Here is a 26785-nt window from a genome sequence, read left to right on the forward strand (position 1 = left end):
GGCGTTGCGATAGGACGGTCAGAAAGGGGAGCCTACCCGCTCCTGCTGGCCCAAACGGGTGACTCAGACCGCATCAGCTCGCTGACCTGGGATTCATCCGGCGCGTCTGTGTTGTTTGGGACGAGATCGTTTCTCTACGTACATCCGCTCGTCGGCAGACTTCAACACTTCGTCCGCAGTCATGCCGCAGTGCGCCCAGCCGATGCCGAAGCTGGCACCCACGCGGACCGCACGGCCCTCGGCCCGGATCGGCTGGATGATCTCGTTGCGCAGGCGTACGGCCAGATCCTGGGCGTCCGCGCGGCCGAGCCCGTCGGCGAGGATCACGAACTCGTCGCCGCCGAGCCGGGCGACGGTGTCGCCGTCGCGGACCTGGCGGGTCAGCCGCCGGGCGACCTCGATGAGAACCGCGTCACCCGCGTTGTGCCCGAACCGGTCGTTGATCGACTTGAAGCCGTCGAGGTCGCAGAAGAGCACCGCGAGCCCCTTGGTGCCGTCGTCCCGCTCGGCCTCGTCCGGGGAGACGATGTGGACGTGGTGGTCGTAGGCGTCCAGTGCCGCCGCACCCGGGAAGTCGAAGCCGTGGCCGTTGGCGTCGAAGACGGCGGGGTGGCCGTAGGCGGCGTCCATGGACTCCAGGGCGCCCGCGTGGGAGGGGCGCCGGCACAGCCGCGCGGCCAGGCGCGCGCGCAGCTCGGCGGAGTTCGGCAGGCCGGTGAGCGAGTCGTGCGAGGCGCGGTGGGCGAGCTGGAGCTCGCGGCGCTTGCGTTCCTCGATGTCCTCGACGTGGGTGAGGAGGAAGCGGGGGCCGTCGGCCGCGTCCGCCACGACGGAGTTGCGGAGCGAGACCCAGACGTACGTGCCGTCGCGGCGGCCCAGCCTGAGCTCCGCCCGGCCGCCCTCCGCCGAGGTCCGCAGCAGCGTGCCGATGTCCTCGGGGTGGACGAGGTCGGAGAAGGAGTACCGGCGCATCGCGGAGGCGGGGCGGCCGAGGAGGCGGCAGAGCGCGTCGTTGGTCCGGAGGATACGTCCGTGCTGGTCGCCGCCCATTTCGGCGATGGCCATGCCGGAGGGGGCGTACTCGAAGGCCTGCCTGAAGCTTTCCTCGCTGGCACGCAACGCCTGCTGCTCGCGCTCCAGCCTGACCAATGCCCGCTGCATATTCGCGCGTAGACGTGCGTTGCTGATCGCGATGGCTGCCTGGAAGGCGTACATCTGGAGCGCCTCGCGCCCCCACGCGCCCGGCAGCCGGCCGTTGCGCGGCCGGTCCACGGACAGGACGCCGATCAGCTCGCCGCACGCGCCGCCCTGCACGCCGGGCGTGTACATCGGCGCGAACAGACGGTCCGAGGGGTGCCACTCGTCCTCGAAGCGGGGCGCGGGCCCGTCGGTGTACCACTGCGGGACGTCGTCGTCGTCGAGGATCCAGCCCTCGGTGTGCGGGATGAACACCAGGTCGCCCCAGTGCTGCCCCATGCCCAGCCGGCGCTCCCACGACTCGCGCGAGCCGACCCGGCCGGTGATGAGGGCCTCGGCGGCGGGGTTGCCGGAGAAGGCGGCGACGACGAGATCGCCGTCGTGGCGCACGAGGTTGACGCACGCCAGCTCGTAGCCGAGACCGTTGACCACGCCGTCGGCAACGGTCTGCAGGGTGTCCGCCAGGCTGCGTGCCGTGTTCATATCGGCCATGACCTGGTGCAGTTGTCGCAGGGTCGCAAGACGGACGTACGGCTCCGACTCGGTCTCCATGCTCGCCCTCCCCCCGAGACCTCGCAGCGAATCAAGGGTTCTACTTCGGCGTAACTTCCCTTGCTAGTCCCCGCCACTGAATCACAGCGCGCTGCCCACTCGGTACACAGGGTCAACAATTAATGGCTCTTGTGACTCAAGTCACAGCTAAACGTGAACAATTGAGCGGTGTTTCTGCGTTTTTCCTGTGTGTTTACTGAACGCAAAGTTGTTGCACGCGTGGAGATGGCACGAAACGGCCGCGAACAGTTCCGTGCGACTCCGTCGGGAGTCCTAGGTCCGTTCTCGGGCGCAGGCCCGATGCGGCGTGCGCGGGACCGACATTAGCGTTTCCGGCGTGCCGAACACTTCTCTCCCCGCGCAGCCCCTGACCGCCGTCCTCCCCGCTTCCCGCGGCCCCCTTGGGCATGCTGAGGGAGTGAGCGACGAGAAGTTCCGTGCCGCGATGTCGCGGTTGGCCGCGGGTGTGGTCCTGGTGACCGCGCTGGAGCCGCCGCTGGACCCGGACGACCCGCACGCGCCGCCCGGCGAGGACGTCGGCATGACGGCGACGGCGTTCATGTCGGTGTCCCTGGATCCGCCATTGGTGCTGGTCAGCCTACGTACGGGAGCCCGTATGGACGAGCTGCTCGACGAGCAGCCGCTGTGGGCGGTCTCGGTCCTCGCCGAGAGCCAGCGCCATATCGCCGGGCGCTTCGCGATGAAGGGCCGGGTCAGCGACCGCCTGCTGTTCGCCGACATCCCCTACGTCCGCGGCAAGGAGACCGGCGCCCCTCTGGTGGGCGGCGCCCTCGCCACCCTGGAGTGCCGCACCGAGCAGCGGGTGACGGCCGGCGACCACACCCTGGTGATCGGCCGCGTCCTGTCGGCCTCACTGCCGAGTGCGGACGGAGGCCCGCTGACCTATTTCCGGGGCCGTTACCGGCAGTTGGGATGATCTCCGCGGCGGATGCGCGAGTCGGATACGGCAGTCGAATTCCCGTGGCCGACGAATGATCATGCGGCATACCTTGTCGGGATGACGCCGCCGACTTCCGCACTCCGTCTCGAAAAGATCACACCTGGAAATTTCGAAGCCGCCACCGGCATACGGGTCCGGCCCGACCAGGAACACGCGGTCTCCCCCGTTGTGGAGTCCCTCGCGGAGGCTTACGTGCATCCCGAGGGCGTCGCCTGGCCCCGTCTCATCGTCGACGGCGACCGCCCCGTCGGCTTCCTGATGGCCTTCCTCGACATCGACTGGCGCGGCGACGGCAGCCTGCGCCGCTCCGGCCTGTGGCGGCTGAACATCGCCGCCGGGGAGCAGGGCCGGGGCTACGGCCGTTTCGCCGTGGAGTCCGTGGCCACGGAGCTGCGCCGCCGGGGCACCGGCGAGCTCTACGTCACCTGGCACCCCGGCCCCGACGGCCCGGAGGGCTTCTACGCGGGTCTGGGCTTCCGGCCCACCGGGGAGACCTCCGGCGGCCAGACGGTGGGCGTGCTGGAGCTGTAGGCGGGACGGCAGCCGCCCCCTGTCGGACGTCCCGCCCCGCCCGCCGGCTCTAGACCGGCTCGATGTCCAGCCGGGCCACGCGCTCCGCATCCGTCACGATGTCGATCACGGCGATCCGATCCCGTACGAACGCAAACCGCAGCGCCCGTTCCACCCGTCCGCCGGACAGCACCACGCAGCCGGGCGCGCCGTCGACCAGCGCGTGCCGGGCGACGAGGGCGGGCCGCGCGCCCAGGGCGGCCGGCCCGAACGTCGAGGCGCCCCGCGCCACCGCCGCCGCGCCGGTCGTCACGCCGGCCTCGGAGCGTGCGATGACATCCGGGTCGAGGACATCGAGCAGCCCCTCGAAGTCGCCCTGGCGCGCAGCGGCGAGGAAGGCGTCGACCACCTCCCACTGCCGGCGCCGCAGGGCCCGGTCGTGCTCGGGCACCTCGGCGCCCTGCACCCGGCGCCGCGCCCGGCTGGCGAGCTGCCGCGCGGCGGCCGGCGTACGGTCCACGACGGCCGCGACCTCCTCGTACGGCACCCCGAACAGGTCGTGCAGCACGAACGCGAGCCGCTCGGAGGGGGTCAGGGTGTCCAGTACGACGAGCAGGGCGACGCCCACCGAGTCGGCGAGGAGCGCATCCTGCTCGGGGTCGACGGGCGGCGAGACGGCGGCGGATGCGGAGGCGGCGGTCGGTGCCGCGGTGGTGTCCAGGGGCTCCTCCGCGCGCGACTTGCGGGAGCGGAGCATGTCGAGACAGACCCGGCCGACGACGGTCGTCAGCCAGCCGCCGAGGTTGTCGACCCGGCTGGTGTCGGAGCGGCTCATCCGGAACCACGCCTCCTGCACCGCGTCCTCGGCCTCGGCCGTCGACCCGAGCATGCGGTGCGCCACGGCCCGCAGATGGCCGCGGTGCGCCTCGAAGCGCCGGGCGAGGAAGTCGGTGTCGTCGGTGCCAGTGCCATCGGCGCTCATCGGTCACAGCCTCTCGTCGCGATCCGTCCGTCGTCACTGCCTTGACGGATCGCGCCGCGCGAATGTGACCTCAGGCCCCGGCGGCTACCCCCAGTCCCGCCCGGACCGCCCGCGCTTGGTGTCGGAGCGCTGCTTCTTCTCCCGCAGCCGGCGCTCGTTGATGCCGCGGGGGATACGGGTCGGCCTGCGCGGCTTGGGCGGTGGGGCCGACGCCTCGGCGAGGAGCGCGGCGAGGCGTACGGCGGCGGTCTCGCGGTTGCGCCACTGGGAGCGGTGCTCGGAGGCGCGCACGGTGAGGACGCCGTCGACGAGCTTTCCGGCCAGCCGCTCCAGCGCCCGCCGCTTCCACACCTCGGGCAGCGCCTCGGTCTTCGCGAGGTCGAAGCTCAGCTCCACCCTGGAGTCGCTGGTGTTGACGTGCTGGCCACCCGGCCCGCTCGACCTGGAGAAACGCCACATGAGCTCGGCCTCGGGAAGCGAGACGGAGCCGCGGATGACGTAGGGACCGGACATGCCGTCCATGGTCCCGCGTCTGTCCGGTCCACGTCACCCGAATATCCCGTGCCGCCCGTTGTCTCCCCAACGGGTGCTCTTTGGCAAAGAAAGTAAAGACACCTGGAACCTGAGGTACCCCTCTCCGCGTTCATAGGGGTAGCTGTAGCTTCTAGCCGTACCGCAACGAGGGAAGGGACTCCCAACAATGGCTGTAAGCCTGTCCAAGGGTGGCAACGTCTCGCTCACCAAGGAGGCTCCGGGCCTGACCGCCGTCACCGTGGGCCTCGGCTGGGACGTCCGCACCACCACCGGCACGGACTTCGACCTCGACGCCTCGGCGATCGCGGTCAACCCCACGGGCAAGGTCTACTCGGACGCCCACTTCGTCTTCTTCAACAACAAGCAGACGCCGGACAGCACCATCGTCCACACCGGTGACAACCGCACCGGCGAGGGCGCCGGCGACGACGAGGCGATCAACGTCAACCTCGCCGGCCTCCCGGCCGACGTCGACAAGATCGTCTTCCCGGTCTCGATCTACGACGCGGAGAACCGCTCGCAGAACTTCGGCCAGGTCCGCAACGCCTACATCCGCATCGTCAACCAGGCCGGCGGCACCGAGATCGCCCGCTACGACCTCTCCGAGGACGCGGCCACCGAGACCGCGATGGTCTTCGGCGAGCTCTACCGCAACGGCGCCGAGTGGAAGTTCCGCGCGGTCGGCCAGGGCTACGCCTCGGGCCTGGTCGGCATCGCCCAGGACTTCGGCGTGAACGTCTGAGCACCCCGCACCACCCCGGAACCCCCGGCTCCGGCCGGGGGTTCCGGCGTTACACGGGCACAGGTCTTCGTCGGGCGGGCACAGGTCTTCGATAAGTTGCCCGAATGATCCTCGATCCCCTGCCCCTCACCCCCGACCACGACATCCCCGCTCCGGTCCTCACCGAACTCACCGCCCTGTACGCCTCCAACCGCGACTTCCACGCGCTCAGCGGCGAGTTCCCGGACCCGGACGACGTCCGCCCGGAGCAGGTGGCCGCCGCGCTGGCCGACGAGTTGGCGGTTCCCGGGGCGGAGGTGCTGCTCGCCCGCAGCGAGGGCAGACTGGTCGGCATCGCCGTCACCCTGGCCCGGCACCCGGACCCGGTCGACCCGGACCCGTGGATCGGGCTGCTGATGGTGGACGCGACGGTCCACGGGCAGGGATACGGCCGCCGGCTGGCCACCCTCGTCGAGGACCGCTTCCGCACGGCGGGCCGCACCGCCGTACGCCTGGCCGTCCTCGACAACAACCCCGAGGCCGTCGCCTTCTGGACGGCCCTCGGCTACGACACCCTCGCCCACGGCCGTGACCGCCGGCTCGACCGCCCCTGCACGGTCCTGCAGAAGCAGCTCACCGGCCCCTCGGGCACGGACGCCGAGCAGCCCGCGTAGCCGACGGTCACGGTCCTGGCCGTCGTAGCCGTCGTCACGGGTGTTCGGGGCGCCCGTCCCCGTACAGCCAGTCCTTCCAGATGGTCGTGAAGTCCTCGTCCGGGGCCTTCTTCTCCACGTAGGACGTGAAGTCGGCGGTGTCCGCGTTGTCGTGGCGGTGGGTGGTGGTCCAGCCCTGGACGATGTCGTAGAAGGTGTCGTCGCCGACCTTCCGGCGGATCTTGTGGAGGACCATGGCGCCGCGTTCGTAGACGGGCGAGTCGGAGACACGGGCGGCGCTCGGGGGATCGGCGGGCGGGAAGTCCCAGAGTCCCTCGTGGTCGTCCTCCCCGTGGTCGTAGAGGGCATCGAAGGTCTCCTGGGCGGAGTCGCCGTCGTTGTCCTCCTCCCACAGCCACTCGGCGTAGGTCGCGAAGCCCTCGTTCAGCCACATGTCCCGCCAGCTCTTCGGCGTCACGGAGTTGCCGAACCACTGGTGGACGAGCTCGTGGACGAGAAGTTCGGTGCTCGGGGCGCCCGGGAAGACCGGCCGGTTCTGGGTCTCCAGGGCGTACTCGGCGTCGTCCTCACCGGCGACGATCGCGCCGGTGGAGGAGAAGGGGTACGGGCCGAAGTTGTACTCCGCCCACTCCATGATCTCGGGGATCCGCGCCAGCACCTTGCGCGCGGGCCCGGCCTGGTCGGGGGCCACGGCGGTGTAGACGGGCAGGTCGTCCTCGGTCGTGGTGAGGGTGGAGCGGGCGATGTCGTAGTCGCCGATGGCGAGGGTCACGACATAGCCGGCCATGGGTTCGGCGGTGCGCCAGTGGAAGGTCGTGCGGCCCTCGCGGGTGGTCCGCCCCGCCAACTCGCCGTTCGACACGGCCTCCAGCCCCTTGGGCACGGTGACCGAGAGGTCGTACGCCGCCTTGTCCGAGGGGTGGTGGTTGCCGGGGAACCACGCCATGGACCCGGTCGGCTCCCCGAGGGCGAGCGCGCCGGTGTCGGTCGGCAGCCAGCCCTCCTCCGACCCGTCGGGGTCGGTGATCGTCTGCGGGGTTCCGGAGTAGCGGACGGTGACCTCGAAGGTCTCGCCCCGGTCGACGTCGTCGTGCGGCCGGACGACCAGCTCCTGGCCGTTACGGCTCCACCGGGCCCGCTTGCCGTCCACCGACACCTGCTCGACGTCCATCCCCTTCAGATCGAGGTCGAAGGCGGACAGGTCCTTCTCGGCGCGTGCGGTGATCAGGGCGGTGCCGGTGAGCCGGCGGTCGCCGGGTTCGTAGGCGAGGTCGAGGCCGTAGTGGGTGACGTCGTAGCCGCCGTTGCCGGCCTTGGGGAAGTACGGGTCGCGCGCGCCGGAACCGCCGGGAGTGCCGTCCACTCCACCGCACGCCGTCAGGGCGAGGGCGAGCAGGCCGCAGACGCCGGCCCGGGAGACCCGGGCGACCGTGAGCGGCCGGACGGCGAGAACCGGCCGAGCTTCGGCAAGGGGCCGTGGGGCGGAAGGCGGCCGGGCGGCCGACGGGACCCGTGCGTTCGGACGGGCCGGGACAACGGGTGCGTAACGGGACACGTCAGTGATCCTATGAGCCCGCCCGTGACACCATCACCTCCGTGCTCGACATCGGCTACGCCCTCTCCAACCGCTTCCCGGATCCCCCGCAGACGGACTACCGCCGCGCGGACGTCCGCGCCCTGCGCCACGACCTGTTCTGCGGGGACGTCTATCTCGCCGACACCAAGGCGGACCGGGAGCTGTCCACAGCCTGGGGATGGGTGCCGGTGCTCGACTTCGCCTGGGCCCTGTGCGACATCGCCGAGCATCTGGACCGCGACCCGGCGGGCTCCCGTGCCTCCCGCCCCCAGCACGCGGAACTCGACTTCACCGAGTCGACCGACCGCATGCTCTTCGAGCGCCGCTTCGGCTGGGTGGACATCGAGGCGGACTGGATGCCGGCCGAGGAGCCCCCGCTGTCCTTCGCCCATGCGGAACTGCGCCGCGAGGCCCGCGACTTCCTGCACGACCTGCTCGCCGATCTGATCGACCTGCACGAGGACCTGGGCGAGAACCCGGCGATCTGGACGCTCCAGGCGCGCTTTCCCCGGGTGGGGTGACCCACCCGGGGCGATGCCGAGGCCCATGGCCGGACATCGGACCGGCGCGCGGTGTCTCAGCAGTCGTCAGCCCTCCACCCGGACCCCCAGCTGAGCCGCCAACACCGGTGCCAGGTCCAGCAGTTGACCCGAACTGATCACCGCCCCGGCCAGCCGGTCCACCCCCCGGGCGATCTCCAGCTCCGCCGCCCCGCGCAGGTCCACGTCCGTCAGTGTGGCCCCGGTGAAGTCCACCCCCTTCACGGCGCAGTCCACGAACTCCACCCGCTCGAGCCGGGCTCCCCCGAAGTCCGGCTCGACCAGGACGCAGCCCTCGAAGACGACGTCTCTGAGCCGGGCCTTGCGCATGTTCAGGTAGTCGATCTTGCCGCCGCGGATCACCACCCGCTCCAGCACGGAGCCGTGCAGCTGCACCCCGCCCAGCCGGGCGTCGACCAGCTCCACATCGCGCAGGGTCGCCTCGGCGAGGTCGGTGCCGACCCCGCGCGGCCCGGTGAGGACCGAGTCGAGGATCCGCGCGTGCTGCAGCCGCGTCTCGTCCAGGACGCAGCCCTTCAGCGCGCAGTCCATGAAGCGGGCCCCGCCGCCGTCGTGCCCGGTGAGGTCCTCCTCGCGGAACTCCAGGCTGTCGTAGTCCCCGTCCGGCTCCAACTCCCCGCCCCGGAACGGCTCCAGTGCCGGCAGCCGCAGCTCCGGCCGCCGCGCCCCCTTCACCGCACCCCTGCCCGGCCCGCCGCTCGCACCCGTCGCTCTCCTCGCCATGCCCCCATGCTGCACCCCGCCACTGACAATCCCCCTGACCAGCACCGACACCGGTGATGTCACATTCCGGTGGCCGCGGACCGTCGTACTCACAGAGGAAGCCAAGGAAGGCGAACCGAGCGAGAGGGAGACCCCCAGCCATGCACCGCATCACCGTCGTCGGCGGCGGCTTCGCCGGACTCACCGCGGCCATCACCGCCGCCGAGGCGGGCGCCAAGGTCACCGTGTACGAGGCCCACCACACCCTCGGTGGGCGGGCGCGGACCGCCGAGGGGCCGTACCGGACCAACGAGGGACCGCACGCCCTCTACAGCGGCGGCCCGCACTGGACCTGGCTCAAGCAGCGGGACCTCATCGGCCCGCTCGCGCCGATCCCGCCCCTTGAGGCCGCCCGGCTCAGGCTGCGGCACCGCGGCGTCCTGCGCCGCACCCCGCCGTTCGCCATGCTCAAGCTGCTGCGGCCCGCCCTGCCGCAGGCGCCCGTCGACGTCGACTTCATGACGTGGGCGACCGGCATCGCGGGCGAGGAGGGCGCGCGTGCCGCCGCCCACTACTCCGCCGTCGCGCTGTTCCACCACGACCCCGGCGCCCTGTCCGCCGCGTTCGTGCAGGAGCGGCTGCGCCGGGCGACCAAGCTGCCGCCGGAGGCGCACTATCCGAAGGGCGGCTGGGCGAGCCTCATCGACCGGATGGCGGCCCGCGCGTGGAACCTCGGGGTGCGGATGGAGACCCTGTCCCGGATCGACGCCGTCCCGACCGACACGCCGGTCGTCGTCGCCACCTCGCTCGCCGCGGCCCGCCACCTCCTCGGGGACGACTCCCTGGCCTGGACGAGCGGCCGTACGGCACTGATCGACCTCGCCGTACGCACCCGGCGCGGGGACTCCTTCATCGTCTCCGACCTCGACCGGACCGGGTGGCTGGAGCGGTTCACCGCGCAGGACCGCTCCCTGGCACCGGCCGGCGAGCAGCTGATCCAGGGGCAGATTCCGCTCGCCCCGCACGAGTCCAAGGCCGACGGCATCGCCCGCGCCGAGGAGCTCCTCGACCTCGGCTTCCCCGGCTGGCGCGAGCGCGTCACCTGGCGCGGCGAGGCCGTGGCGAACGGCCGTACCGGCGCGGTCGACCTGCCCGGCACCAGCTGGCGCGACCGCCCGGCCGTCGACCGCGGCGACGGGGTCTATCTGGCGGGCGATCAGGTCGCGGCCCCGGGCGTGCTGTCCGAGGTGTCCTTCAACAGCGCGCTGACGGCCGTGTCCCTGGCCCTCGGCCGGCCCGCCCTTGACCTCAAGCGAGCTTGAGGTCGGAGCATCGTTCAGCCGCCTACGGTGACCCGGCGGGCGGCCCGGACAGAACCGAGTTCCAAGTGATGGGGGACCCTCGATGCACGCCATCCGCCTGCACACCTTCGGCCCGGCCGAGAACCTGGCCTACGAACCGACCGACAACCCGGTACCAGGACCCGGCCAGGTCCGGATCGCCGTCGCGGCGGCCGGTGTCCATCTCCTCGACACGGCCCTGCGCGAGGGCATCCAGGGCCCGGCACCCGAGCCGCCCGTCCTGCCCACGATCCCCGGCCGTGAGGTCGCCGGAGTCGTCGAGTCCCTCGGCGAGGGCGTGGCGGAACTCTGGCTCGGCAGGCGCGTCGTCGCCCACCTGGGCTTCGCGCCGGGAGGCTACGCCGAGCTCGCCGTCACCGATGTCGACCGCGTCCACGAGATCCCGGCGGGCCTCGACTTCGCCCAGGCCGTCGCCATGATCGGCACGGGCCGTACGGCGATGGGGATCCTCCAGTTCGCCGAGCTCGGCCCGGACGCGGTGGCCGTGATCCCGGCGGCGGCCGGCGGCATCGGCACCCTGCTCGTGCAGTACGCCAAGAACACGGGCGCGCTCGTCGTGGGGCTGGCCGGAGGGCCCGAGAAGGCCGCCCGGGTGCGGGAGAACGGCGCCGATCTCGCCGTCGACTACACCGACCCGGCGTGGCCCGGGAAGGTGCGCGCCTTCCTCGGCGGGCGCGGCGCGACCGTCGTCCTCGACGGTGTCGGCGGCGACGTGGCCCGCGCGTGCGTCGCCCTGCTCTCGCCCGGCGGCCGGCACCTCGTCTTCGGCTGGTCGGGCCAGGGACTGCACGACGGCGAGCCCTACCTCGTCGACGGCGTCTCCGAGAACGTCCTCGGCCCCGCGATGATGCGCAGGGCCGGCGGCCCCAATCCCGTACAGACCCTCGAACTGCGCGCGCTCGCCGAGGCCGCCGCGGGCCGGCTCACCCCGGCCGTGCAGCGCTTCCCGCTCGCCGAGGCGGCGGCCGCCCATCGCGCCCTGGAGAACCGCGCGACCACCGGAAAGGTGGTACTGGAGCCATGACCAGCCACAAGGCCCGGCCCGGCCGGATACCGGGCCCCTCCCCAGATGCGACCCGTCCCGAACCATGGTCTTCTGGCCAGGTGACCGTCACCCGAACGGGTGAATCAGCCCGAGACGCCGATCCCCGCCGCTGGTGGGGACTGGTGATCATCGCTCTCGCGCAGCTCATGGTCGTCCTGGACGCGACCATCGTGAACATCGCGCTCCCGTCCGCGCAGAGCGACCTCGGCATGACCGACGGCAACCGGCAATGGGTGATCACCGCCTACACGCTCGCGTTCGGCGGACTGCTCCTGCTCGGCGGGCGTATCGCCGACCTGGTGGGCCGTAAACGCACCTTCGTCATCGGCCTCGTCGGCTTCGCCGCCGCCTCCGCGCTGGGCGGTGCCGCCACCACGGCGGGCATGCTCTTCGGCGCCCGCGCCCTCCAGGGCGTCTTCGCCGCCGTCCTCGCCCCGTCGGCCCTGTCCCTGCTGACCACGACGTTCACCGACCCCAAGGAGCGCGGCAAGGCGTTCGGCATCTACGGCGCCCTGGCCGGCAGCGGCAGCGCGATCGGGTTCATCGTCGGCGGACTGCTCACCGAGTACCTGGACTGGCGCTGGTGTCTGTACGTCAACGTGCCCATCGCCGTGATCGCCGTCATCGGCGCCCTCGCCCTGCTGCACGACAGCCCCGGCCACCCGGGCGCCCGCCTGGACGTGCCCGGTGTACTGCTCGGCTGCGGCGGCCTGGTCGCCATCGTCTACGGCTTCGCCGAGGCGGAGCCGCGCGGCTGGACCGACCCGCTGGTGCTCGCCCTGTTCGCGGGCGGCGTCGCCCTGCTCGCGGTGTTCGTCTGGTGGCAGACCAGGGCGCCGGTGCCCCTGCTGCCGCTGCACATCATCAAGGAACGCAACCGCGCCGGCTGCTTCCTCACCATGGCGCTGGCCGTGATCGGCATGTTCGGGCTGTTCCTGTTCATGACCTACTACCTCCAGGTCATCCTCGACTACTCGCCGGTGATGACCGGCCTCGCCTTCCTCCCCCTGACCGCGGCGATCATCATCGGCTCGACCCAGATCGCCGCCCGGCTCCTGGACCATGTGGCACCCCGCCTGCTCATGGGCCCGGGCGCCCTGCTCGCGGCCATCGGCATGGTGCTGCTGACCCGGCTGACGGTGCACTCCTCGTACGCGACGGACATCCTGCCCGCGCTGATCCTGATGGGCCTCGGCATGGGCCTGATCTTCATGCCGGTGTTCGCCACGGCGACGGCGGGCGTGGCCCCGCAGGACTCCGGCGTGACCTCGGCGACCGTCAACACCTCGCAGCAGGTGGGCGGCTCGATCGGCACGGCCCTGCTGAACACGATCGCCACCAGCAGCAGCGCCGCCTACATCACGGCGCACCTGACCGACCCCGCCCAGCGGGACCTGGTCACCCGGGAGGGCATCGTGCACGGCTACACGGTCGCCATCTGGTGGGCCGCCGCCATCATGCTCCTGGCCGGCCTGATCGCGACCCTGATGGTGACGGCGAAGGCCCCGAAACAGGGGGCCCGGCAGCAGACCGCGACACCGGAGCCGGTGGCCTGACCGGCCCAACAGACGGGGGGAGGGGCCCCTCGGACCGCGGTTCCTCCCCCGTCCTCCCCGTGCCGTCAGTGCCGCCCGGCGATCCGGTCCGCCACCCGTGCCGCCCGTGACGACTCGGCGCTCGGCGTGGCGGACTCCCGCCGGTCCGCCGCCCGGTACGCGGCGTACAGCCCGTGCACGCCCAGCCAGCGCAGCGGCTCCGGCTCCCACTTGCGCACCTTGTGCCCGACCCAGGGCAGTTCGGTCAGCTCGGTGCGCACGCCCTGCCCCGAGTCGATCTGCACCAGGTCCCGCAGGGTCCGCGCCGCGAGGTTCGCGGTGGCGACGCCGGAACCGACGTAACCCCCGGCCCAGCCCAGCCCGCTCGTCCGGTCAAGCGTGACGGTCGCGCACCAGTCGCGCGGCACGCCCAGCACCCCCGACCACGCGTGCTCGACCCGCACCCCGGCCAGCGAAGGGAAGAAGCCGACGAGGATATCCCGCAGCGCCTCGATGGTCTCGGGCTGCGTGCGCCCGTCGTTGTCCGTGCGCGACCCGAAGCGGTACGGCACCCCGCGCCCGCCCAGCGCGATCCGGCCGTCGGCGGTGCGCTGGGCGTACATGTAGGCGTGCGCCATGTCGCCGAGGGTCTCGCGCCCGTCCCAGCCGACCGACTCCCACTGCTCGTCGGTCAGCGGCTCGGTGGCGATCATCGAGGAGTTCATGGGCAGCCAGGTCCGGTGCTGGCCCTTGAGGTTCGCCGTGAACCCCTCGGTGCAGCGCAGGACATAGGGCGCGCGGACGGTGCCGTACGGGGTGACCGCGTGCTTGGGCCGGATCTCGGTGACCGGCGTCAGCTCGTGGATGGTCACGCCGAGCGCCTCGACGGCCGCCGCGAGCCCCTTCACCAGCTTCACCGGGTGCACCCGCGCCCCGTGCGGCGTCCATGTCGAGCCGACCGCGTCGGCCACCCGGATCCGCTCGGCGGTCTGCCGGGCGTCGTACAGCTCACGGTCCTTCTCGCCGTACGCCAGCTCCCGCGCGTGGAACTCCTTCAGCCGCGCCAACTGGGCGGGCGTACGGGCGACTTCGAGCACCCCGCCCTTGTGGATCCCGGCGTCGAACCCCTCCGCCTCCACCACCCGGATGACCTCGTCCACGGTGTCGTTCATGGCCTGCTGAAGCCGTACGGCCGCCTCGTGGCCGTGCAGTTTCGCGTACCGGTCGCGGCCCGCGATGCCGTTGTACAGCCAGCCGCCGTTGCGCCCGGAGGCGCCGTACCCGCAGAACTTCTGCTCAAGGACGGTGATCCGGAGGAAGGGAACGGCCTGCTTCAGGTAATAGGCCGTCCACAGTCCCGTGTATCCACCGCCCACGATCACCACGTCCGCGGAGGCGTCCCCGGCGAGCGGCTCGCGCGCCGCAGGGAGACCGTCGTCCGCGTACCAGAAGGAGATCCCGCCGTTAACGGCGTCACTGACCGAGCTGCTCATGGCGAGGACGGTAATTGGCGTGAGCCGATTCCGGCACCCCAGTAGGGTCGCCAAGTGATCGACATTCCGGACGAGCTCATCGCCCAGCACGTGCGCCACGACGGAGAGGCGGGCCGCGCCTACGTCGCCTCGCTCGCGGAACGCGGCACCCGCTTCCTGGAGCACTGGGGGCTGCGCCCGGACGGGCCGACGATGTACGGCCGCTGCGCGCTGGTGCTGCCGGTGCTCCGAGCCGACGGGACACGGGCCGTACTCAAGCTCCAGGACGTCGACGAGGAGACCGTCGGCGAGCCGGTCGCGCTGCGGGCGTGGCACGGCGACGGAGCGGTCCGGCTCCTTCAGTGCGACGACGCCACCGGCACCCTGCTCCTGGAGCGCCTCGACCCGGACCGCCTCCTGGACGACCTGCCGGACTCCCGCGAGGCGACCCTGGTCGTCGCCGGGCTGCTGGCCCACCTCACCGCCACCCCGGCCCCGCCGGGCCTGCGCCGCCTCGGTGACATCGCCGACGCCATGACGGCCCGCACGCCCGCGGCCCTGGAACTCCTCCCGGACCCGGACGTCCGCCGCCTCATCGCCGACTGCGCGGCGGCGGTGCGCGAGGTGGCCGCCGAATCCGGCGACCGGCTCCTGCACTGGGACCTGCACTTCGAGAACGTCCTCGCCGCCGACCGCGCCCCGTGGCTCGCCATCGACCCCAAACCACTCGCGGGCGACCCCGGGTTCGACCTCTTCCCTGCCCTGTGGAACCGCTTCGATGCGGACGAGGTGGTGTGGCGCTTCGACGCCATGACGGACGTCCTCGGCCTCGACCGGGCCCGGGCCCGCGCCTGGACGCTGGCCCGCGTCCTGCAGAACTCCCTGTGGCAGATCGAGGAGGGCCACGCCCCGCTCCCCGCCCACCTGGAAATCGCCGGGCGCCTGCGGAACCACCCCGGCTAGCCTCGGTCCCATGATCCGACCCGCGACACCCGCCGACATCCCCGCCATCCACACCCTGATCCGTGAGCTCGCCGAGTACGAGAAGGCACTGGAGGAGGCCAAGGCCACCGAGGAGCAGCTGCACGAGGCCCTTTTCGGCGACCACCCCGCCGCCCACGCCCACATCGCGGCCGACGACACCACGGGCGAGACCGTCGGCTGCGCGATCTGGTTCCTGAACTTCTCCACCTGGCGCGGCGTCCACGGCATCTACCTGGAGGACCTCTACGTCCGCCCCACCGCCCGCGGCGCCGGCCACGGCAAGGCCCTGCTCGCCGAACTGGCCCGGCTCTGCGTGGAGCGCGGCTATCAGCGTCTGGAGTGGTCCGTGCTGAACTGGAACACCCCGTCCATCGCCTTCTACGAGTCCCTCGGCGCCCGCCCCCAGGACGAGTGGACGGTGTACCGGCTGACGGACGAGGCGCTGACGAAGCTGGGCGGCGGCTCGCACTCCGCGGCGTGAATGTCCCCAACCCGCAACAGTGCGAACGGGCCCCGCATGAGCCTCCACCGAATGGGCACGGCTTGCTGGCATGAGCCCCACGAATATGCACCGCTCCTCCAACTCCCCCACATCCGAGGCCGAGTTCGTCCCCGGCCTCGAACTCTCCCGCCGCTTCTACACCGACGCCGTACGCCCCCTGCTGGAGGAGGCCGCCCCGGGCGTCCCCCATTCGGCGGCCCGCATCGGCAGCGGCTCGGAGGTCCTCGGCCACGACACCCCGCGCTCCGCCGACCATGAGTGGGGCCCGCGTCTGCAGGTCTTCCTGCACCGCCATGACGTGCCCCGGCACGCCGCCCGCATCAGACACCTCCTCGCCGAGCATCTGCCGAAGACGTTCCTCGGCCACCCGACGAACTTCGCGCCCGCCGGGGAGGCCGACCGGGACATCCGCGTCATGCGGGCCACCGACGGCCCCGTCCACCACCGGGTCGAAGTGACCGCCACCGCCATCTGGTTCACCGACACCCTCGGCTTCGACCCGGCGCAGGACATCACCCCGGCCGACTGGCTGGCCACGCCCACCCAGCTGCTCGCCGAGGTCACCGCGGGCGCCGTCTTCCACGACGGACTGCACACGCTCACGCCGTTACGCCGGGCGCTGCGCTGGTACCCCCATGACGTCTGGCTGTACGTCCTGGCCTGCCAGTGGCAGCGCATCGCGCAGGAGGAGGCCTTCGTGGGCCGCGCCGGCGAGGTCGGCGACGAGCTGGGCTCCGCCGTCGTCGCCGCCCGCCTGGCCCGCGACCTGATGCGGCTGTGCCTGCTGATGGACCGCCGCTACCCGCCGTACGGCAAGTGGCTCGGCAGCGCCTTCGCCCGCACCGCCGCCGGACCCCGGCTGTCCCCCGTCCTGACGGCCGCGCTCGCCGCGACGGACTGGCACACCCGCGAACGCCATCTCGCGCACGCCTACGAGATAGTCGCCCACCAGCACAACGACCTGCGTCTGACCGACCGGGTCGACCCCGCCACCCGCCCGTACCACTCCCGCCCGTTCGAGGTCCTGCGCGCCGACCGCTTCACCGCGGCCCTGCTCGCCCGGATCGGCGACCCCGCCCTGAAGGACCTGCCGCCCGTCGGCGCGGTGGACCAGTTCATCGACAGCACGGACGCCCTGACCCGCCCCCAACTGGCCCGCGCCCTCAGCCACGACGCGCGAAAGCCGTAGCGCACCCCGGGCTCTCGGACGCGCGAGGGTCTCAGGACAGCCGAAGCCCCCGAACGGCCGACGCGGCAGGCGCCCCGCCCTCCGCGACCGCCTCCAGCTCCCGTACCACCGCGGCACCGATCAACTCGGCGTCACCGGTCCGCAGATGGCTGACGACGGTGAGGGTGTAGGCGTCGGCGGTATGCACGAGGCACAGGTTCGCCGTGCCCGGCGGGGACAGCTGGGGCAGCGGGACGACACGGGCGAGGGAGCGCCCGTGCAAGTGGCTGGGGATGTCCCGCCACTTGAAAGCGGTGCACAGGCTCGTGGTCAGCTCGGGGCGGGCCAGGCGCCTGGCCATCACCCCGGCCAGCCACGGCACGCTGCGCGCGGCGCCCTGGAGCGCGGGCAGGATCGCGCGATGCGCCTCGCAGCGGTGCTCGAACGCGGCGACCTGGTCCTGGCAGTCGCGCAGCCGGGCCACGGGCGAGTCGAGGTCGACGGGCAGCGCGACACGCAACGCGGTGACGCCGTTGCCGAGCCGCTGCGCGTCGTACCGGGTCCGCAGGTCGACCGGCACCGTGGCGTAGAGCGGGGTCGGTCCCCGCGGCCAGGAACGCAGGGGCCCGTGGCAGGCGCGCAGGGCACCGGCGTACGTACTCAGCAGAAGTTCGTTGAGCGTCGCCCCGCGCCCGCCGGCCGGCTGCCGCCGCGCCGCGCGCATCACCTGCGGGTCGAGCCGCAGCACGGCCACCGACGGTCCCGGTCCCCCGCCGGACGACGGCGGAACGGGCTGGCCCGGGACCCCGATGCGCCGCAGCTCCCGGCCCACGGCGGCGAGCCGCACGGACGGCCGCTGCCGCGTTGCCTCGGCCGGTGCCGGCGGGCGCGGCGGCGCGGCGTCGTCCATCAGCAGCCGGAAGAGGGTCTCCAGGGACCTGCCGTCGAGCAGGGCGTGATGGGCGAACAGCACCACGGCCTGTTCGCCCGCCGCGGTGGGGTGCCGCGTCACCAGCAGCTCCCACGGGGGCCGTCCGGCCGGCAGGGCGCGCGTGACGCCGTCGGCGAGGAGGGAGTCCACGTCCTGGTCGGTGGCGGCGATGTGGTCGGCGGGTTCGAACGGCCGGCCGGACAACCACCGGTGACCGCACACCGCCGACGGCCCGGCGGGGGGCACCGGGACCAGACTCATCCGCTGCAGCGCGCCCCATCTGTCCCGGACCCGGTCCCGTACCCGCGCCAGGTCGAACGGTTCTCCGGGAAACACCGCGGCGATGCCGATGGTCCCCGGCATCCCGTTGCGCAGATGGCCTTCCTCGATGGCCGTCAGCCTCATCTTCCACAGCCTCCCGTTCCCAAGTCCCCTCAGGGCCCCGCCTCGCCGCTCAGACGTGGGGTGAGTCGAAGACGACACAGGCGTTGTGGCCGCCGAAGGCGAAGCTGTTGCTGATCACCGGCCCGTCCGGGATCTTGCGCGGTTCGCCGGTGACCAGGTCCAGCTCGCACCGGGGGTCCAGGCGCGTGAGATGCGCGGTCGGCGGCGCGAGCCCCTCGCGCACCGACAGGACCGTGATCACCGCCTCCAGCGCTCCCGCAAGTCCCAGCCCGTGCCCGGTCACCGCCTTCGGCGCGGTCACGGGCACCTTGCGCGACCCGAACACGGCCGTGATGGCCCGTGCCTCGGCGAGGTCGTTCAACTCGGTTCCGGTGCCGTGCGCGTTGACGTGGGTGACCGCGTCGGCCGTCGCCCCGGCGTCGGCGAGCGCCTGCTCCATGCACGCGACGGCACCGAGCCCGTCGGGATGCGGCGCGGTGAGGTGGTGGGCGTCGGAGGTACGTCCGTAGCCGGTGAGCGTGGCGTGGATCCGGGCGCCGCGGGCACGGGCCAGGTCCAGCCGCTCCAGCACCAGGAACGCCGCCCCTTCGGCGAGGACGAACCCCTGCCGCCCGGCGTCGAACGGCCGTGACGCGGCGGTCGGGTCCTCGCACTCGGTGACCATCGCCCCGGCCCGCCCGAAGGCGAGCGCGGTCGTGGGGGTCAGCGGGCTGTCGTGCCCGCCCGCCACGACGACGTCCGCGGACCCGGCCCGGATCATCTGCATCGCCTCACCCACGGCGTGCGTCCCGGAGGCGCAGGCGGTGGAGATCGTCAGACTCGGACCGGTCACCCCGAACCGGGCGCTGATCCAGTACGCCCCCGCGTTGTGCATCAGCCGCGGCGCGTAGAGCACGTCGGGATGCCCGATGCCGTCCTCCTGGCTGATCACGCCGCCGTAGCCGGTACCGGTGACCACCGCCCGCCTGCGGGAGGGCACATGGAGCCCCCCGGCGTCCTGGACGGCGTCCGCGGCCGCGCACAGCGCCAGCTGCACCGAACGGTCCGCCCGCCGCGTCTCCTTGACGGTCAGATACCCGGCCGGGTCGAAACCGGGCATCGGACACGCGGGGTGCACGACGGTGCCCTCGTCGTCGAAGACGTGCAGCGAGCTCGCGGAACGGCACCGGACGAGGCTCTCCCACAGCTCCTCGGGCGTCGCCCCGGCGCCGCAGCGGACGCCCAGGCCCGTGACGGCGACGGCGTGCCGGCCGGTCATCGGGCCAGGGTGCTGTGGGCGTCGGGCGTACCGGCGCGCAGCCGCACGATGAGCTCGGCGACATCACCCACGGTGGCCACGGCGGACTTGTCCGTCCCGCGCAGGGTCACCCCGAAGAGCTCCTCGGACGCCGCCTCCAGTTCCGTGATGTCCAGGCTGTCGGCTCCCAGATCGGCGACCAGCCGGGCCTGCGGCACGACCGCCTCCTGCGGCACCGACATCACCTGCGCGCACAGCGGCCGCAGCGCTTCCCATACGCCGCCCGTGTCCCGGCATTCGGCTTCCATGCAACTGCCTCCCTCTCCTGGTGCCGTCAGAGCACTGACGGCGTCGCCGTCCGAGCCCATGTCTCGAACTCCGTGACGACCGCGCCGGCGAGCCGACTGGCGTCGTCCGGGCCCGCGTTGCCCACCGCGGTGAGCGTGAACGCGTCCCCTGCCTGTGCCAGGGCGAAGCTGACGGTGCCCGGGTACTGCAGCGGCGGCAGCCCGACCGTGCGCACGAGCCGGCGGCCCTGGAAGGTGCTCGGCCCGCCGGGCCACTTCATGGCCGTGGTCGCGGTCGCCGCGAAACAGGAGTGGCGCCCCCGGCTGGTCAGCAGCCGGGTCACCCAGGGGCCGGTGCGCCGCGCGGCCTCCGCCGCCGGGAACAACAAGGTGGCGTGTACGGCGGCCCGGTCGGGGACGCGGGCCAGCGCGTCCTGGCACGCCCGCAGCCGCGCCAGGGAGCCGTCCACGTCGACGGGCAGCGGAACCCGGACCACCGTGAGGGCATTGCCGAGTTCGCCCGGATTCCTCCGGCCGCGCAGATCGCACGGGACGGCCGTGTACACGGGCACGTCCCGCTCCCGCCACCGCCGCACCGGCCCGAACTGGTCCCGCAGCGCCCCGGCCACCGCGCCCACCAGCAACTCGTTCAGCGTCGCGCCACGGCCGCCGGCGGGCTGCCGGCGCGCGGCCCGGACGATCTGCGCGGGCAGTTCACTCACCGCGACCGAGGTGTACGTCTGCCCCGGCGGCCACGTCGGAAGGGCCTGTCCGGGGGCCGACATCACCTTGAGCTCCCGGCCGGCCGCGCGCAGCCCGCCGCGCGGCAACGGCACCGGCCTCTCCCGCCGGCCGGCCGGCCCGGGGTCGTCCATCAGCGAACGCATCAGCGTCGCGAGGGACCGCCCGTCCAGCAGCGCGTGCTGGGCCACCAGCGCCAGCGCGAAGTCACCGCCGTGCCCGGCGTCGGGGAGCACGAACAGCCGCCAGGGCGGCGCCCCGTCGGCGAGCGGCCGGTCGACGCTGCGGGCCCACAGTTCGTCCAGCGAGGCCCGCTCTTCGGCGACCTGCACGTGGGGATCGAAAGGCCCCGGCAGGGCCCACCGCGCACACCCACGCCGTCCGCAGGCCCGATCGAGCACACAGCTCATCCGCTCCAGGCCCGCCCACCGCTCGACGACACGCGCCCGCACCCGCTCCACATCGGGCCGCTCGCCGGAGAGAACCACCGCCAGGCCGATGACTCCCGGACACCCGTTGAGCAGCAGCATCTCGTCGGCACAGGACAGTCTCATGGGACAGGTCGCCCTTTCACTCGGCGTGCACGGCACGGCCCCGGCCCTCGCCGGCTCTCCGCCGTGTCCACGGCTCGCAAGTCCGACGCCCGCCCCGTGACGGAGCGGGCGTCGAACCGGACGCTTCGTACGCCTACTTGAGCGCCGAGCTGTTGCAGCCCATGTCCGAACCGAGGTGGCTGGGCTGCGCGGCCGGGGAGCCCTCGCCGTTGAGCGCGTTGGCCAACGCGCCGTTGAGCGCGCCGACGCTGCCGAGGATGTCGATGTTCATGTCGTGCGAGCGGCACTCGATGCCCTGCGTGATGTCCACGTCGTGGGCCATCGCCTCACCGTGGGCGAAGGCCGTGCCCATTCCGAGCGAGCCGACACTGCCGAGGACGGCGCCCACCAGGGCGGCCTTCTGGAGCTTGCGCATTTCTTCTCCGTTGGATCGAGCGTGGAAGGGGTGTGCAGCGAATGAAGCGGGAACGGCGGCCGGTTGCGGAAGGGCCGTCAGCCGAGGCGGGGCAGACCCAGCTGGCCCACGGGCGGCGCCGCGACCTGTCCGAGGCCGAGCCCGGGCACCTGCGGAGTGCTGGGGTTCAGCGGGGCGATGAGCGGGTTCACCTCGGGGTTCACCTGCGGGTTGACCTGCGGCGCGACCCGCGGCGGGGGCTCCGGGTTGAAGACCTGCGGAGCGGACACCTGCGGAGCGACCTGCGGCATGACCTGCGGGGCCGCCTGCGGCGTGACCTGCGGAGCCGACTGCGCCGGGGCGGAGTGCCGCGGAACGCCGGCCTCCGCGAAGCCGCCGGACGAGGCCGAGGCGGTGGCGTATCCGGTCTGCTCACGCGGGGCGGGCGCCGGAGCCGCGTACTGGGGAGCCGGTTGCGGCTGGTAGTGGGGCCGGGTGGCGGCCTGGGCGGAACCGGCCGACCGGGCCGACGCGGTGACCTGCGGCGGCGCGTACTGGGGAGCGGGGGCGTACTGAGGTGCCGGAGCGTACTGAGGTGCCGGAGCGTACTGGGGCGCCGGGGCGTACTGCGGAGCGGGAGCGTACTGAGGCGCTGGGGCGTACTGGGGAGCGGGAGCGTACTGAGGTGCCGGGTACTCGGGAGCGGCACCCGTGTACACGGGATAGTCGGCCGCCTCGCTGACGCCGGCGCCGATCGCGGTCAGACCGCCGGCCGCTGCGACGACGAGCGCGGCCTTGTGAAGCTTGCGCATGGAACCCTCGGCCCTTCATTACCTGTACAGGGAAATCCGTTGTATTCAGTGCAGTCTTGCGTGTGCTCAGTCTGATATTCGTACTGCGCCCTTACAGGGGTAATGCCTGAGCTGTCATGTGGACTTCACGCCGGAGCAGGCAGCGGAACCCGTTGCCTCTCTACTGATTCCTGCCGCTGCCCTCTCTCAGCTGGCAACGACATTTCTTCGGCCGGGTCACGGCATCCGTAATTCCGTCACCCCATTGCCATCCATCGGATTTACACACCCTCTGGCAATTGGGTGACCCCGCCCCGACTCACGTGACTGGCTTCACAGTTGCCTCGTTCCGCACAAGGAGAGAGAGCGATGGTCCATCGCAGTCGCATTTCCGTACGTTCATGCACAGCACAGGTCAATGAAGGGCCGAGGTTCCATGCGCAAGCTTCACCAGGTCGCGCTCGTCGTAGCAGCAGCCAGTGGTCTGTCGGCCATCGGCGTCGGCCCCAGCGTCGCCGACGCCCCCATCGGTTACGGCTCCGTTCCGCCAACCGCTCCGCAGCAGGATCTCCAGGCCACCACGTGGACCAACTCGCAGGCGAGCGCGCAGCGCTCCAACCTGCCGAACGCGCCCCGGCCGGCGACTCTGCCCCACCATGGCGCCGAGGTCACCCCGCAGGTCAACCCGCAACTCAGCCCCAAGATCAGCCCGCAGGTCAATCCGCAGCCGGCCGCCGCGCCGTCCGGACCGATCGAGCAGGCCAACCTCTTCCGCCCGTACCAGGAGTGCAGCCCGCAGTCGCTGCTCAACGCGGCCGTCCCGGTCGCCGTGCTGGGCGCCGCGGAGACCGAGGGCGTCGACTGCGACCAGGCCAACAGCCAGGCCAACTCCCTGGCGCACGCCCGCTACACGCACTGACGCGCTGTTGGATCACGGGTCCCCGGGCGTCCGGTGCGACGGCCGGCGTCCGGGGCCCGCTCACCTGTAATGCGACTTCCGGGTGCTTCCGGCATGAGATCACGAGGCTCGGCGCGTCGTTCTTATATGTCCGGATACTTCGTATTAATCTCCGGTAACTGTACGAAGTCGATCTCTCACGGATCGCACCCACCTCACTCCACCGGAGATGACATGCACAAGCTTCGCAAGGCTGCCGTCGTGGTCGCCGCCCTCGGCACCGTCGGACTCCTCGGCGCCGGCACCGCCACCGCCGACGGCCACGGCGGCCACGGCGGCAAGGGCGGCGGCGACAAGTTCAGCGTCCTGCAGAGCTCCAACTGCAAGTCGCACGACCTGAACGTCGACGTCCTCGGCCAGGTCGGCGTCCTCAACGGCCTGCTGGGCAGCGCGCTGAACGGCGAGGGCGACCCGGGCGCGCAGGACACGCACATCGGCTCCTCGATGGGCTGCAACAACAGCGCCTTCTAAGGCAAGCGGGAAACAGAGTCCCGGTACCGAGCCTCTCGCTCGGTACCGGGACTCTTTTCTGCACTGCCACGGCTTTATGCGGCCGAGATAGTGTTACTTTTTGAATTCGGCGTGCCTCCGATTACGTTGGAATACTTCCTATTAGCCTCCGTAATTGTACGAAGTCGGTCTGGATCAGATCGACCCACTCCACTCCACCGGAGATGAACATGCACAAGCTCCGCAAGGCCGCCGTCCTGGTCGCCGCCCTCGGGAGCGTCGGACTTCTGGGGTCCGGCGTCGCCCACGCCGACGGAGGCGACCACGGCAGCAAGGGCAAGGGCAGCAGCCTGAACATCATGCAGAGCAGCACCTGTCGCTCGCACGACGCCAACGTCGACATCCTCGGCCAGGTCGGCATCGCCAACGGCCTGGGCGGCAACCTGCTCAACGGCGAAGGCAGCCCGGGCGCGCAGGACACGCACCTCGGTTCGGACATGGGCTGCAGCAACAGCGCCTTCGGCAAGTGACGTAGAACAGAGCCTTCCCCCGGTGCCCCGGCCATGCGGCCGGGGCACCGGCTTTTCCCGGCCCGCCACCACGGCCGTATAAATCAGAAAAAATGCCGGATCGGGATTTCTCCCGATCCGGCATTGTGCGCCGTAGCGTTCAGAAATGGAATTTGGGGAGCTTCATGCCCTTCGGCAGCTCCGCCCGGTTGTTGCACTCCACGACCGGCCCGCTCTTCACGGAACCGCCGTTCGCCATGCCCTCCTCGGGCCCGATGACACGCGGCCGCTCGACGGTGGAGCAGTCCTGCTTCTGCTGCAGGACGTACCCGCCCCGCTTGTCCTTGTGGACGACCTCGCTCTTCTTGACGCAGACGATGTCGCCCTGGGCGGTGATCGTGCAGGCGCCCTTGGGATCATCGGCGTGCGCCGGCGCCGCGGTGCCGTAGAGCGCGGCGAGAGCCCCAAGGAGCCCCGAGACGGTGGCGATCTTCTGTCGAGCGATCATGTGCTGCTTTCCTTTTGCCTTGGAGATGCTCGGATTTCCTTGGAGAAGCCCGGAAATGACACAGCCCGGCCGCGCTTTCCCTGAGGGGTCTGCCGCGCGAACCGGGCTGCGTTGCTAAGGGTGTTGTCCAGCACACCGTCGAACAGCCCGACCTGATCCCTGATCCAGGAGCGGGAGTATTCAGATCGTGCGCCGTGCATACGGTGTTCCGACGGAAGTCGATGCGGCTGTGCCCTGAGAATCGCGCATCGACCCTCGGGATCTGCTTACTGGGCGGCGTACTCGCCGTAGCCGTAGTCGGGGGCGGCCTTGGGGGCAGCCTCCGGCGCGACCTGCGGAGCGGCCTCCGGCGCGACCTGCGGGGCAGCCTCGGGCGCCGCCTGCGGAGCCGCCTGCGGAGCCACCTCCGGCGCGGCCTGGGGGGCGGCCTGCGGAGCAGCGGCAGCCTTGTCGTGCGGGGCGCCCCACGTGGCGACGGCGTTGGCCGTCGAGGTGGCGACCGCGGTGACAACCTGATCGCCGGAGTCCCCGTCGTTGGCGAAGGCGCTACCCGCCCCGACACCGAAGGAGGACAGCCCGGCGACCACAGCTGCTACGACTGCAACGCGCTGAAACCTGCGCATAGTTTGACCCTTTCTTCCCGGGGCGCGAAGCCCTGGCTTGACTACTTAATGTGAGCATATACACGCAAACCGTAGCAATTTGGGACCTCTGTCCCTTTCGTGTCGTGTCGGGCCATGACAAGGCACCGGTGCGCACACCGATTTCCCTGAACGGAAAACGACTCGTCCCCGCCGTCGGGTCACGGGCGTTGGGGATCGGTCACCCATTTGCCGGGAAGCGGGCCGTGGGCGCGTGAAAACGGCGGATGGCCGGACCCGGTTTCCCGGTCCGGCCATCCGCCGAAGAAGACGCTCAGCCCAACAGGCGTGCCAGCAACGGGCTGCTCTCGTCCCGGTCGGCGGTGTCGTTGGCAGCGGGGGCGGCCACGGGCTCGGGGGCGGCCATGTCGGCCTTGGCGCAGGTGATGTCCGGGCCGATCCGCGTCTGCCCGTTGGACAGCAGACCGGGAGTCGGCAGGGTCAAGGGCTTCGTGGGCTGGCAGTTCACGGTCCTGCGCAGGGTGAAGCCGTCGCCCTCCGGCGTCTGTCCCGTGACCTGCTGGGTGCAGATGATGTTGCCCCCGGGGTCGAGGGTGCAGACGCCCGGGCCCGCAGCGTGAGCCTGGGTGGCGCCGAGACAGGTCATGGCGAGGCCGCCGAGAAGCCCCGAGACAGCCACGAACTTCTTGCCGTTGAACATGTGTTGCGTCTCCTTTGTGGGGTGTGCCCGAACGCCGTACACCGCGAACGGCCGCGCCGGGCCCTGGGGGTGTAGCAGAGACGGGCCCGACGCCCGACACATCCGGGACACTCGGGGCCGTTTCGCTTACGAAACGAAGGACTGACCTGAGGACGACCGATCCGCGTCCGACCAACCGCGCATCGCCGCACCGGAGTTCATGGACATCCGCACATGTGCGGGCCCCCTCGGGGACGACCCCGAAGGGGCCCGCGGAAGGCGTCGCGCACGACTACGCCGCCGACGTCAGCCGGTGAAGGCGTTGTTGAACTGACCGCAGGTGGTGTCGAAGGTCTCGGAGAGACCGAGCACGGAGACCGGGACATCGGTCGCGGCAACCGTCTGCGGGCTGCACTCCTGGTACGGACGGTAAAGGTCCGACACGGACGGCGCGGCGTCGTAGGCGACACTCGTACCGGCGCCGATGGCGGACAGGCCGCCGGCAGCAGCTGCGGCGATCATGACCTGGTGAAGCTTGCGCATGGAACCCTCGGATTTCATTACATGTACATTGAGGCTGATTGCCTACTGTGACTGAACGAACACTAGCAGTAGCGGTCCGGGATCCTATTCCACGCAGGCGCATGTCCCGTGTCCCTATGGGGACATGAAGCGAAGGAATTCACCCGGCGAGGGCAAGCGG

Annotated in this window: 30 protein-coding genes; 14 read left to right on the forward strand and 16 right to left on the reverse strand. The window is 71.6% G+C overall.

All coding sequences use genetic code 11. The features are described from left to right. Positions 1–93: 93 nt before the first annotated feature. Positions 94–1749, reverse strand: a complete 1656-nt coding sequence (gene cdgB / locus ACFPQ9_RS28915; protein ID WP_380859576.1) for a diguanylate cyclase CdgB — start codon at positions 1747–1749, stop codon at positions 94–96. A 337-nt stretch (positions 1750–2086) separates the two neighbouring features. Between cdgB and ACFPQ9_RS28920 the strand changes: the two genes are divergently transcribed. Both ACFPQ9_RS28920 and ACFPQ9_RS28925 read left to right on the forward strand, forming a co-directional pair. Further along, positions 2087–2686, forward strand: coding sequence for a flavin reductase family protein (locus tag ACFPQ9_RS28920; protein WP_380859579.1), 600 nt, complete (start codon positions 2087–2089; stop codon positions 2684–2686). An 81-nt stretch (positions 2687–2767) separates the two neighbouring features. Continuing rightward, positions 2768–3241 carry a GNAT family N-acetyltransferase gene (locus ACFPQ9_RS28925; protein ID WP_380859582.1) on the forward strand — a complete coding sequence of 158 codons (474 nt, stop codon included), beginning with the start codon at positions 2768–2770 and terminating at the stop codon, positions 3239–3241. Positions 3242–3290: 49 nt separating this feature from the next. Here the strand turns inward: ACFPQ9_RS28925 and ACFPQ9_RS28930 are convergent, their stop codons facing one another. After that, a complete protein-coding gene (locus ACFPQ9_RS28930; protein ID WP_380859584.1) occupies positions 3291–4202 on the reverse strand; it encodes a sigma-70 family RNA polymerase sigma factor in 912 nt (303 codons plus the stop codon). Positions 4203–4286: 84 nt separating this feature from the next. Beyond that, positions 4287–4724 (reverse strand): alternative ribosome rescue aminoacyl-tRNA hydrolase ArfB, encoded by a 438-nt coding sequence (gene arfB / locus ACFPQ9_RS28935; RefSeq protein ID WP_380859586.1) that lies wholly within the window; start codon positions 4722–4724, stop codon positions 4287–4289. 178 nt (positions 4725–4902) lie between these two features. On the opposite strand from arfB, the gene ACFPQ9_RS28940 reads away from it, so the two are divergent. Together ACFPQ9_RS28940 and ACFPQ9_RS28945 are read left to right on the forward strand one after the other, a co-directional pair. Next, complete coding sequence (locus ACFPQ9_RS28940; RefSeq protein WP_380859589.1) at positions 4903–5478, forward strand: TerD family protein; 576 nt, start codon at positions 4903–4905, stop codon at positions 5476–5478. A gap of 104 nt (positions 5479–5582) precedes the next feature. Further along, positions 5583–6131, forward strand: coding sequence for a GNAT family N-acetyltransferase (locus tag ACFPQ9_RS28945; protein ID WP_380859592.1), 549 nt, complete (start codon positions 5583–5585; stop codon positions 6129–6131). Between the two features lie 34 nt (positions 6132–6165). Here the strand turns inward: ACFPQ9_RS28945 and ACFPQ9_RS28950 are convergent, their stop codons facing one another. Then, complete coding sequence (locus ACFPQ9_RS28950; RefSeq protein WP_380859856.1) at positions 6166–7527, reverse strand: M1 family metallopeptidase; 1362 nt, start codon at positions 7525–7527, stop codon at positions 6166–6168. A gap of 200 nt (positions 7528–7727) precedes the next feature. On the opposite strand from ACFPQ9_RS28950, the gene ACFPQ9_RS28955 reads away from it, so the two are divergent. After that, positions 7728–8228, forward strand: coding sequence for a hypothetical protein (locus ACFPQ9_RS28955; protein ID WP_380859595.1), 501 nt, complete (start codon positions 7728–7730; stop codon positions 8226–8228). Between the two features lie 66 nt (positions 8229–8294). Here the strand turns inward: ACFPQ9_RS28955 and ACFPQ9_RS28960 are convergent, their stop codons facing one another. Continuing rightward, the gene (locus tag ACFPQ9_RS28960; RefSeq protein ID WP_380859598.1) at positions 8295–8990 is read right to left on the reverse strand and encodes a pentapeptide repeat-containing protein; all 696 of its coding nucleotides are present in this window, start codon (positions 8988–8990) and stop codon (positions 8295–8297) included. Between the two features lie 140 nt (positions 8991–9130). Here ACFPQ9_RS28960 and ACFPQ9_RS28965 point away from each other — a divergent pair, with 140 nt between their 5' ends. From ACFPQ9_RS28965 to ACFPQ9_RS28975, 3 genes are all read left to right on the forward strand, one after another. Next, positions 9131–10291: an NAD(P)-binding protein gene (locus tag ACFPQ9_RS28965; RefSeq protein WP_380859601.1), complete on the forward strand. Its 1161-nt coding sequence runs from the start codon at positions 9131–9133 to the stop codon at positions 10289–10291. 82 nt (positions 10292–10373) lie between these two features. Further along, positions 10374–11354, forward strand: coding sequence for a zinc-binding dehydrogenase (locus ACFPQ9_RS28970; protein WP_380859604.1), 981 nt, complete (start codon positions 10374–10376; stop codon positions 11352–11354). A gap of 143 nt (positions 11355–11497) precedes the next feature. Then, positions 11498–12931 carry an MFS transporter gene (locus ACFPQ9_RS28975; protein ID WP_380859859.1) on the forward strand — a complete coding sequence of 478 codons (1434 nt, stop codon included), beginning with the start codon at positions 11498–11500 and terminating at the stop codon, positions 12929–12931. Positions 12932–12996: 65 nt separating this feature from the next. Here ACFPQ9_RS28975 and ACFPQ9_RS28980 read toward each other — a convergent pair whose 3' ends face one another. Continuing rightward, entirely contained in the window at positions 12997–14403 is a 1407-nt protein-coding gene (locus ACFPQ9_RS28980) for an NAD(P)/FAD-dependent oxidoreductase (protein ID WP_380859605.1), read from the reverse strand. 54 nt (positions 14404–14457) lie between these two features. Between ACFPQ9_RS28980 and ACFPQ9_RS28985 the strand changes: the two genes are divergently transcribed. The 3 genes from ACFPQ9_RS28985 (at position 14458) to ACFPQ9_RS28995 (ending at position 17057) form a co-directional block, all read left to right on the forward strand. Beyond that, positions 14458–15345: an aminoglycoside phosphotransferase family protein gene (locus ACFPQ9_RS28985; protein ID WP_380859607.1), complete on the forward strand. Its 888-nt coding sequence runs from the start codon at positions 14458–14460 to the stop codon at positions 15343–15345. Positions 15346–15355: 10 nt separating this feature from the next. Next, positions 15356–15847, forward strand: a complete 492-nt coding sequence (locus ACFPQ9_RS28990; RefSeq protein WP_380859609.1) for a GNAT family N-acetyltransferase — start codon at positions 15356–15358, stop codon at positions 15845–15847. A 70-nt stretch (positions 15848–15917) separates the two neighbouring features. Further along, positions 15918–17057, forward strand: a complete 1140-nt coding sequence (locus tag ACFPQ9_RS28995; RefSeq protein ID WP_380859611.1) for a DUF4037 domain-containing protein — start codon at positions 15918–15920, stop codon at positions 17055–17057. 31 nt (positions 17058–17088) lie between these two features. Here the strand turns inward: ACFPQ9_RS28995 and ACFPQ9_RS29000 are convergent, their stop codons facing one another. The 6 genes from ACFPQ9_RS29000 to ACFPQ9_RS29025 form a co-directional block, all read right to left on the reverse strand. Further along, positions 17089–18372: a wax ester/triacylglycerol synthase domain-containing protein gene (locus ACFPQ9_RS29000; RefSeq protein WP_380859614.1), complete on the reverse strand. Its 1284-nt coding sequence runs from the start codon at positions 18370–18372 to the stop codon at positions 17089–17091. Positions 18373–18421: 49 nt separating this feature from the next. Continuing rightward, complete coding sequence (locus ACFPQ9_RS29005) at positions 18422–19630, reverse strand: beta-ketoacyl-[acyl-carrier-protein] synthase family protein (protein ID WP_380859617.1); 1209 nt, start codon at positions 19628–19630, stop codon at positions 18422–18424. After that, entirely contained in the window at positions 19627–19917 is a 291-nt protein-coding gene (locus tag ACFPQ9_RS29010) for a phosphopantetheine-binding protein (RefSeq protein ID WP_107906110.1), read from the reverse strand. The genes ACFPQ9_RS29005 and ACFPQ9_RS29010 overlap by 4 nt, the downstream gene beginning before the upstream one ends. A 26-nt stretch (positions 19918–19943) precedes the next feature. Next, on the reverse strand, positions 19944–21191 hold the full coding sequence (locus tag ACFPQ9_RS29015; RefSeq protein WP_380859620.1) for a wax ester/triacylglycerol synthase domain-containing protein: 1248 nt from the start codon (positions 21189–21191) through the stop codon (positions 19944–19946). Positions 21192–21324: 133 nt separating this feature from the next. Then, positions 21325–21606, reverse strand: a complete 282-nt coding sequence (locus tag ACFPQ9_RS29020) for a hypothetical protein (protein ID WP_380859623.1) — start codon at positions 21604–21606, stop codon at positions 21325–21327. Positions 21607–21683: 77 nt separating this feature from the next. Continuing rightward, positions 21684–22397 (reverse strand): superantigen-like protein SSL4, encoded by a 714-nt coding sequence (locus ACFPQ9_RS29025; RefSeq protein ID WP_380859626.1) that lies wholly within the window; start codon positions 22395–22397, stop codon positions 21684–21686. Between the two features lie 415 nt (positions 22398–22812). Here ACFPQ9_RS29025 and ACFPQ9_RS29030 point away from each other — a divergent pair, with 415 nt between their 5' ends. The 3 genes from ACFPQ9_RS29030 (at position 22813) to ACFPQ9_RS29040 (ending at position 24314) form a co-directional block, all read left to right on the forward strand. Beyond that, entirely contained in the window at positions 22813–23295 is a 483-nt protein-coding gene (locus tag ACFPQ9_RS29030; protein ID WP_380859629.1) for a hypothetical protein, read from the forward strand. Positions 23296–23508: 213 nt separating this feature from the next. After that, on the forward strand, positions 23509–23805 hold the full coding sequence (locus tag ACFPQ9_RS29035) for a hypothetical protein (protein ID WP_380859632.1): 297 nt from the start codon (positions 23509–23511) through the stop codon (positions 23803–23805). 209 nt (positions 23806–24014) lie between these two features. After that, entirely contained in the window at positions 24015–24314 is a 300-nt protein-coding gene (locus ACFPQ9_RS29040) for a hypothetical protein (protein WP_380859635.1), read from the forward strand. Positions 24315–24453: 139 nt separating this feature from the next. Here ACFPQ9_RS29040 and ACFPQ9_RS29045 read toward each other — a convergent pair whose 3' ends face one another. From ACFPQ9_RS29045 to ACFPQ9_RS29060, 4 genes are all read right to left on the reverse strand, one after another. Continuing rightward, entirely contained in the window at positions 24454–24801 is a 348-nt protein-coding gene (locus tag ACFPQ9_RS29045) for a hypothetical protein (protein ID WP_380859638.1), read from the reverse strand. Between the two features lie 266 nt (positions 24802–25067). After that, a complete protein-coding gene (locus ACFPQ9_RS29050; protein WP_380859641.1) occupies positions 25068–25424 on the reverse strand; it encodes a hypothetical protein in 357 nt (118 codons plus the stop codon). A gap of 292 nt (positions 25425–25716) precedes the next feature. Next, positions 25717–26103, reverse strand: a complete 387-nt coding sequence (locus tag ACFPQ9_RS29055) for a hypothetical protein (RefSeq protein ID WP_380859644.1) — start codon at positions 26101–26103, stop codon at positions 25717–25719. Positions 26104–26388: 285 nt separating this feature from the next. Beyond that, positions 26389–26625: a hypothetical protein gene (locus ACFPQ9_RS29060; protein WP_380859647.1), complete on the reverse strand. Its 237-nt coding sequence runs from the start codon at positions 26623–26625 to the stop codon at positions 26389–26391. Between the last annotated feature and the right edge of the window lie 160 nt (positions 26626–26785).

This window comes from Streptomyces coerulescens (assembly GCF_042657965.1).
Classification (GTDB): domain Bacteria; phylum Actinomycetota; class Actinomycetes; order Streptomycetales; family Streptomycetaceae; genus Streptomyces; species Streptomyces coerulescens.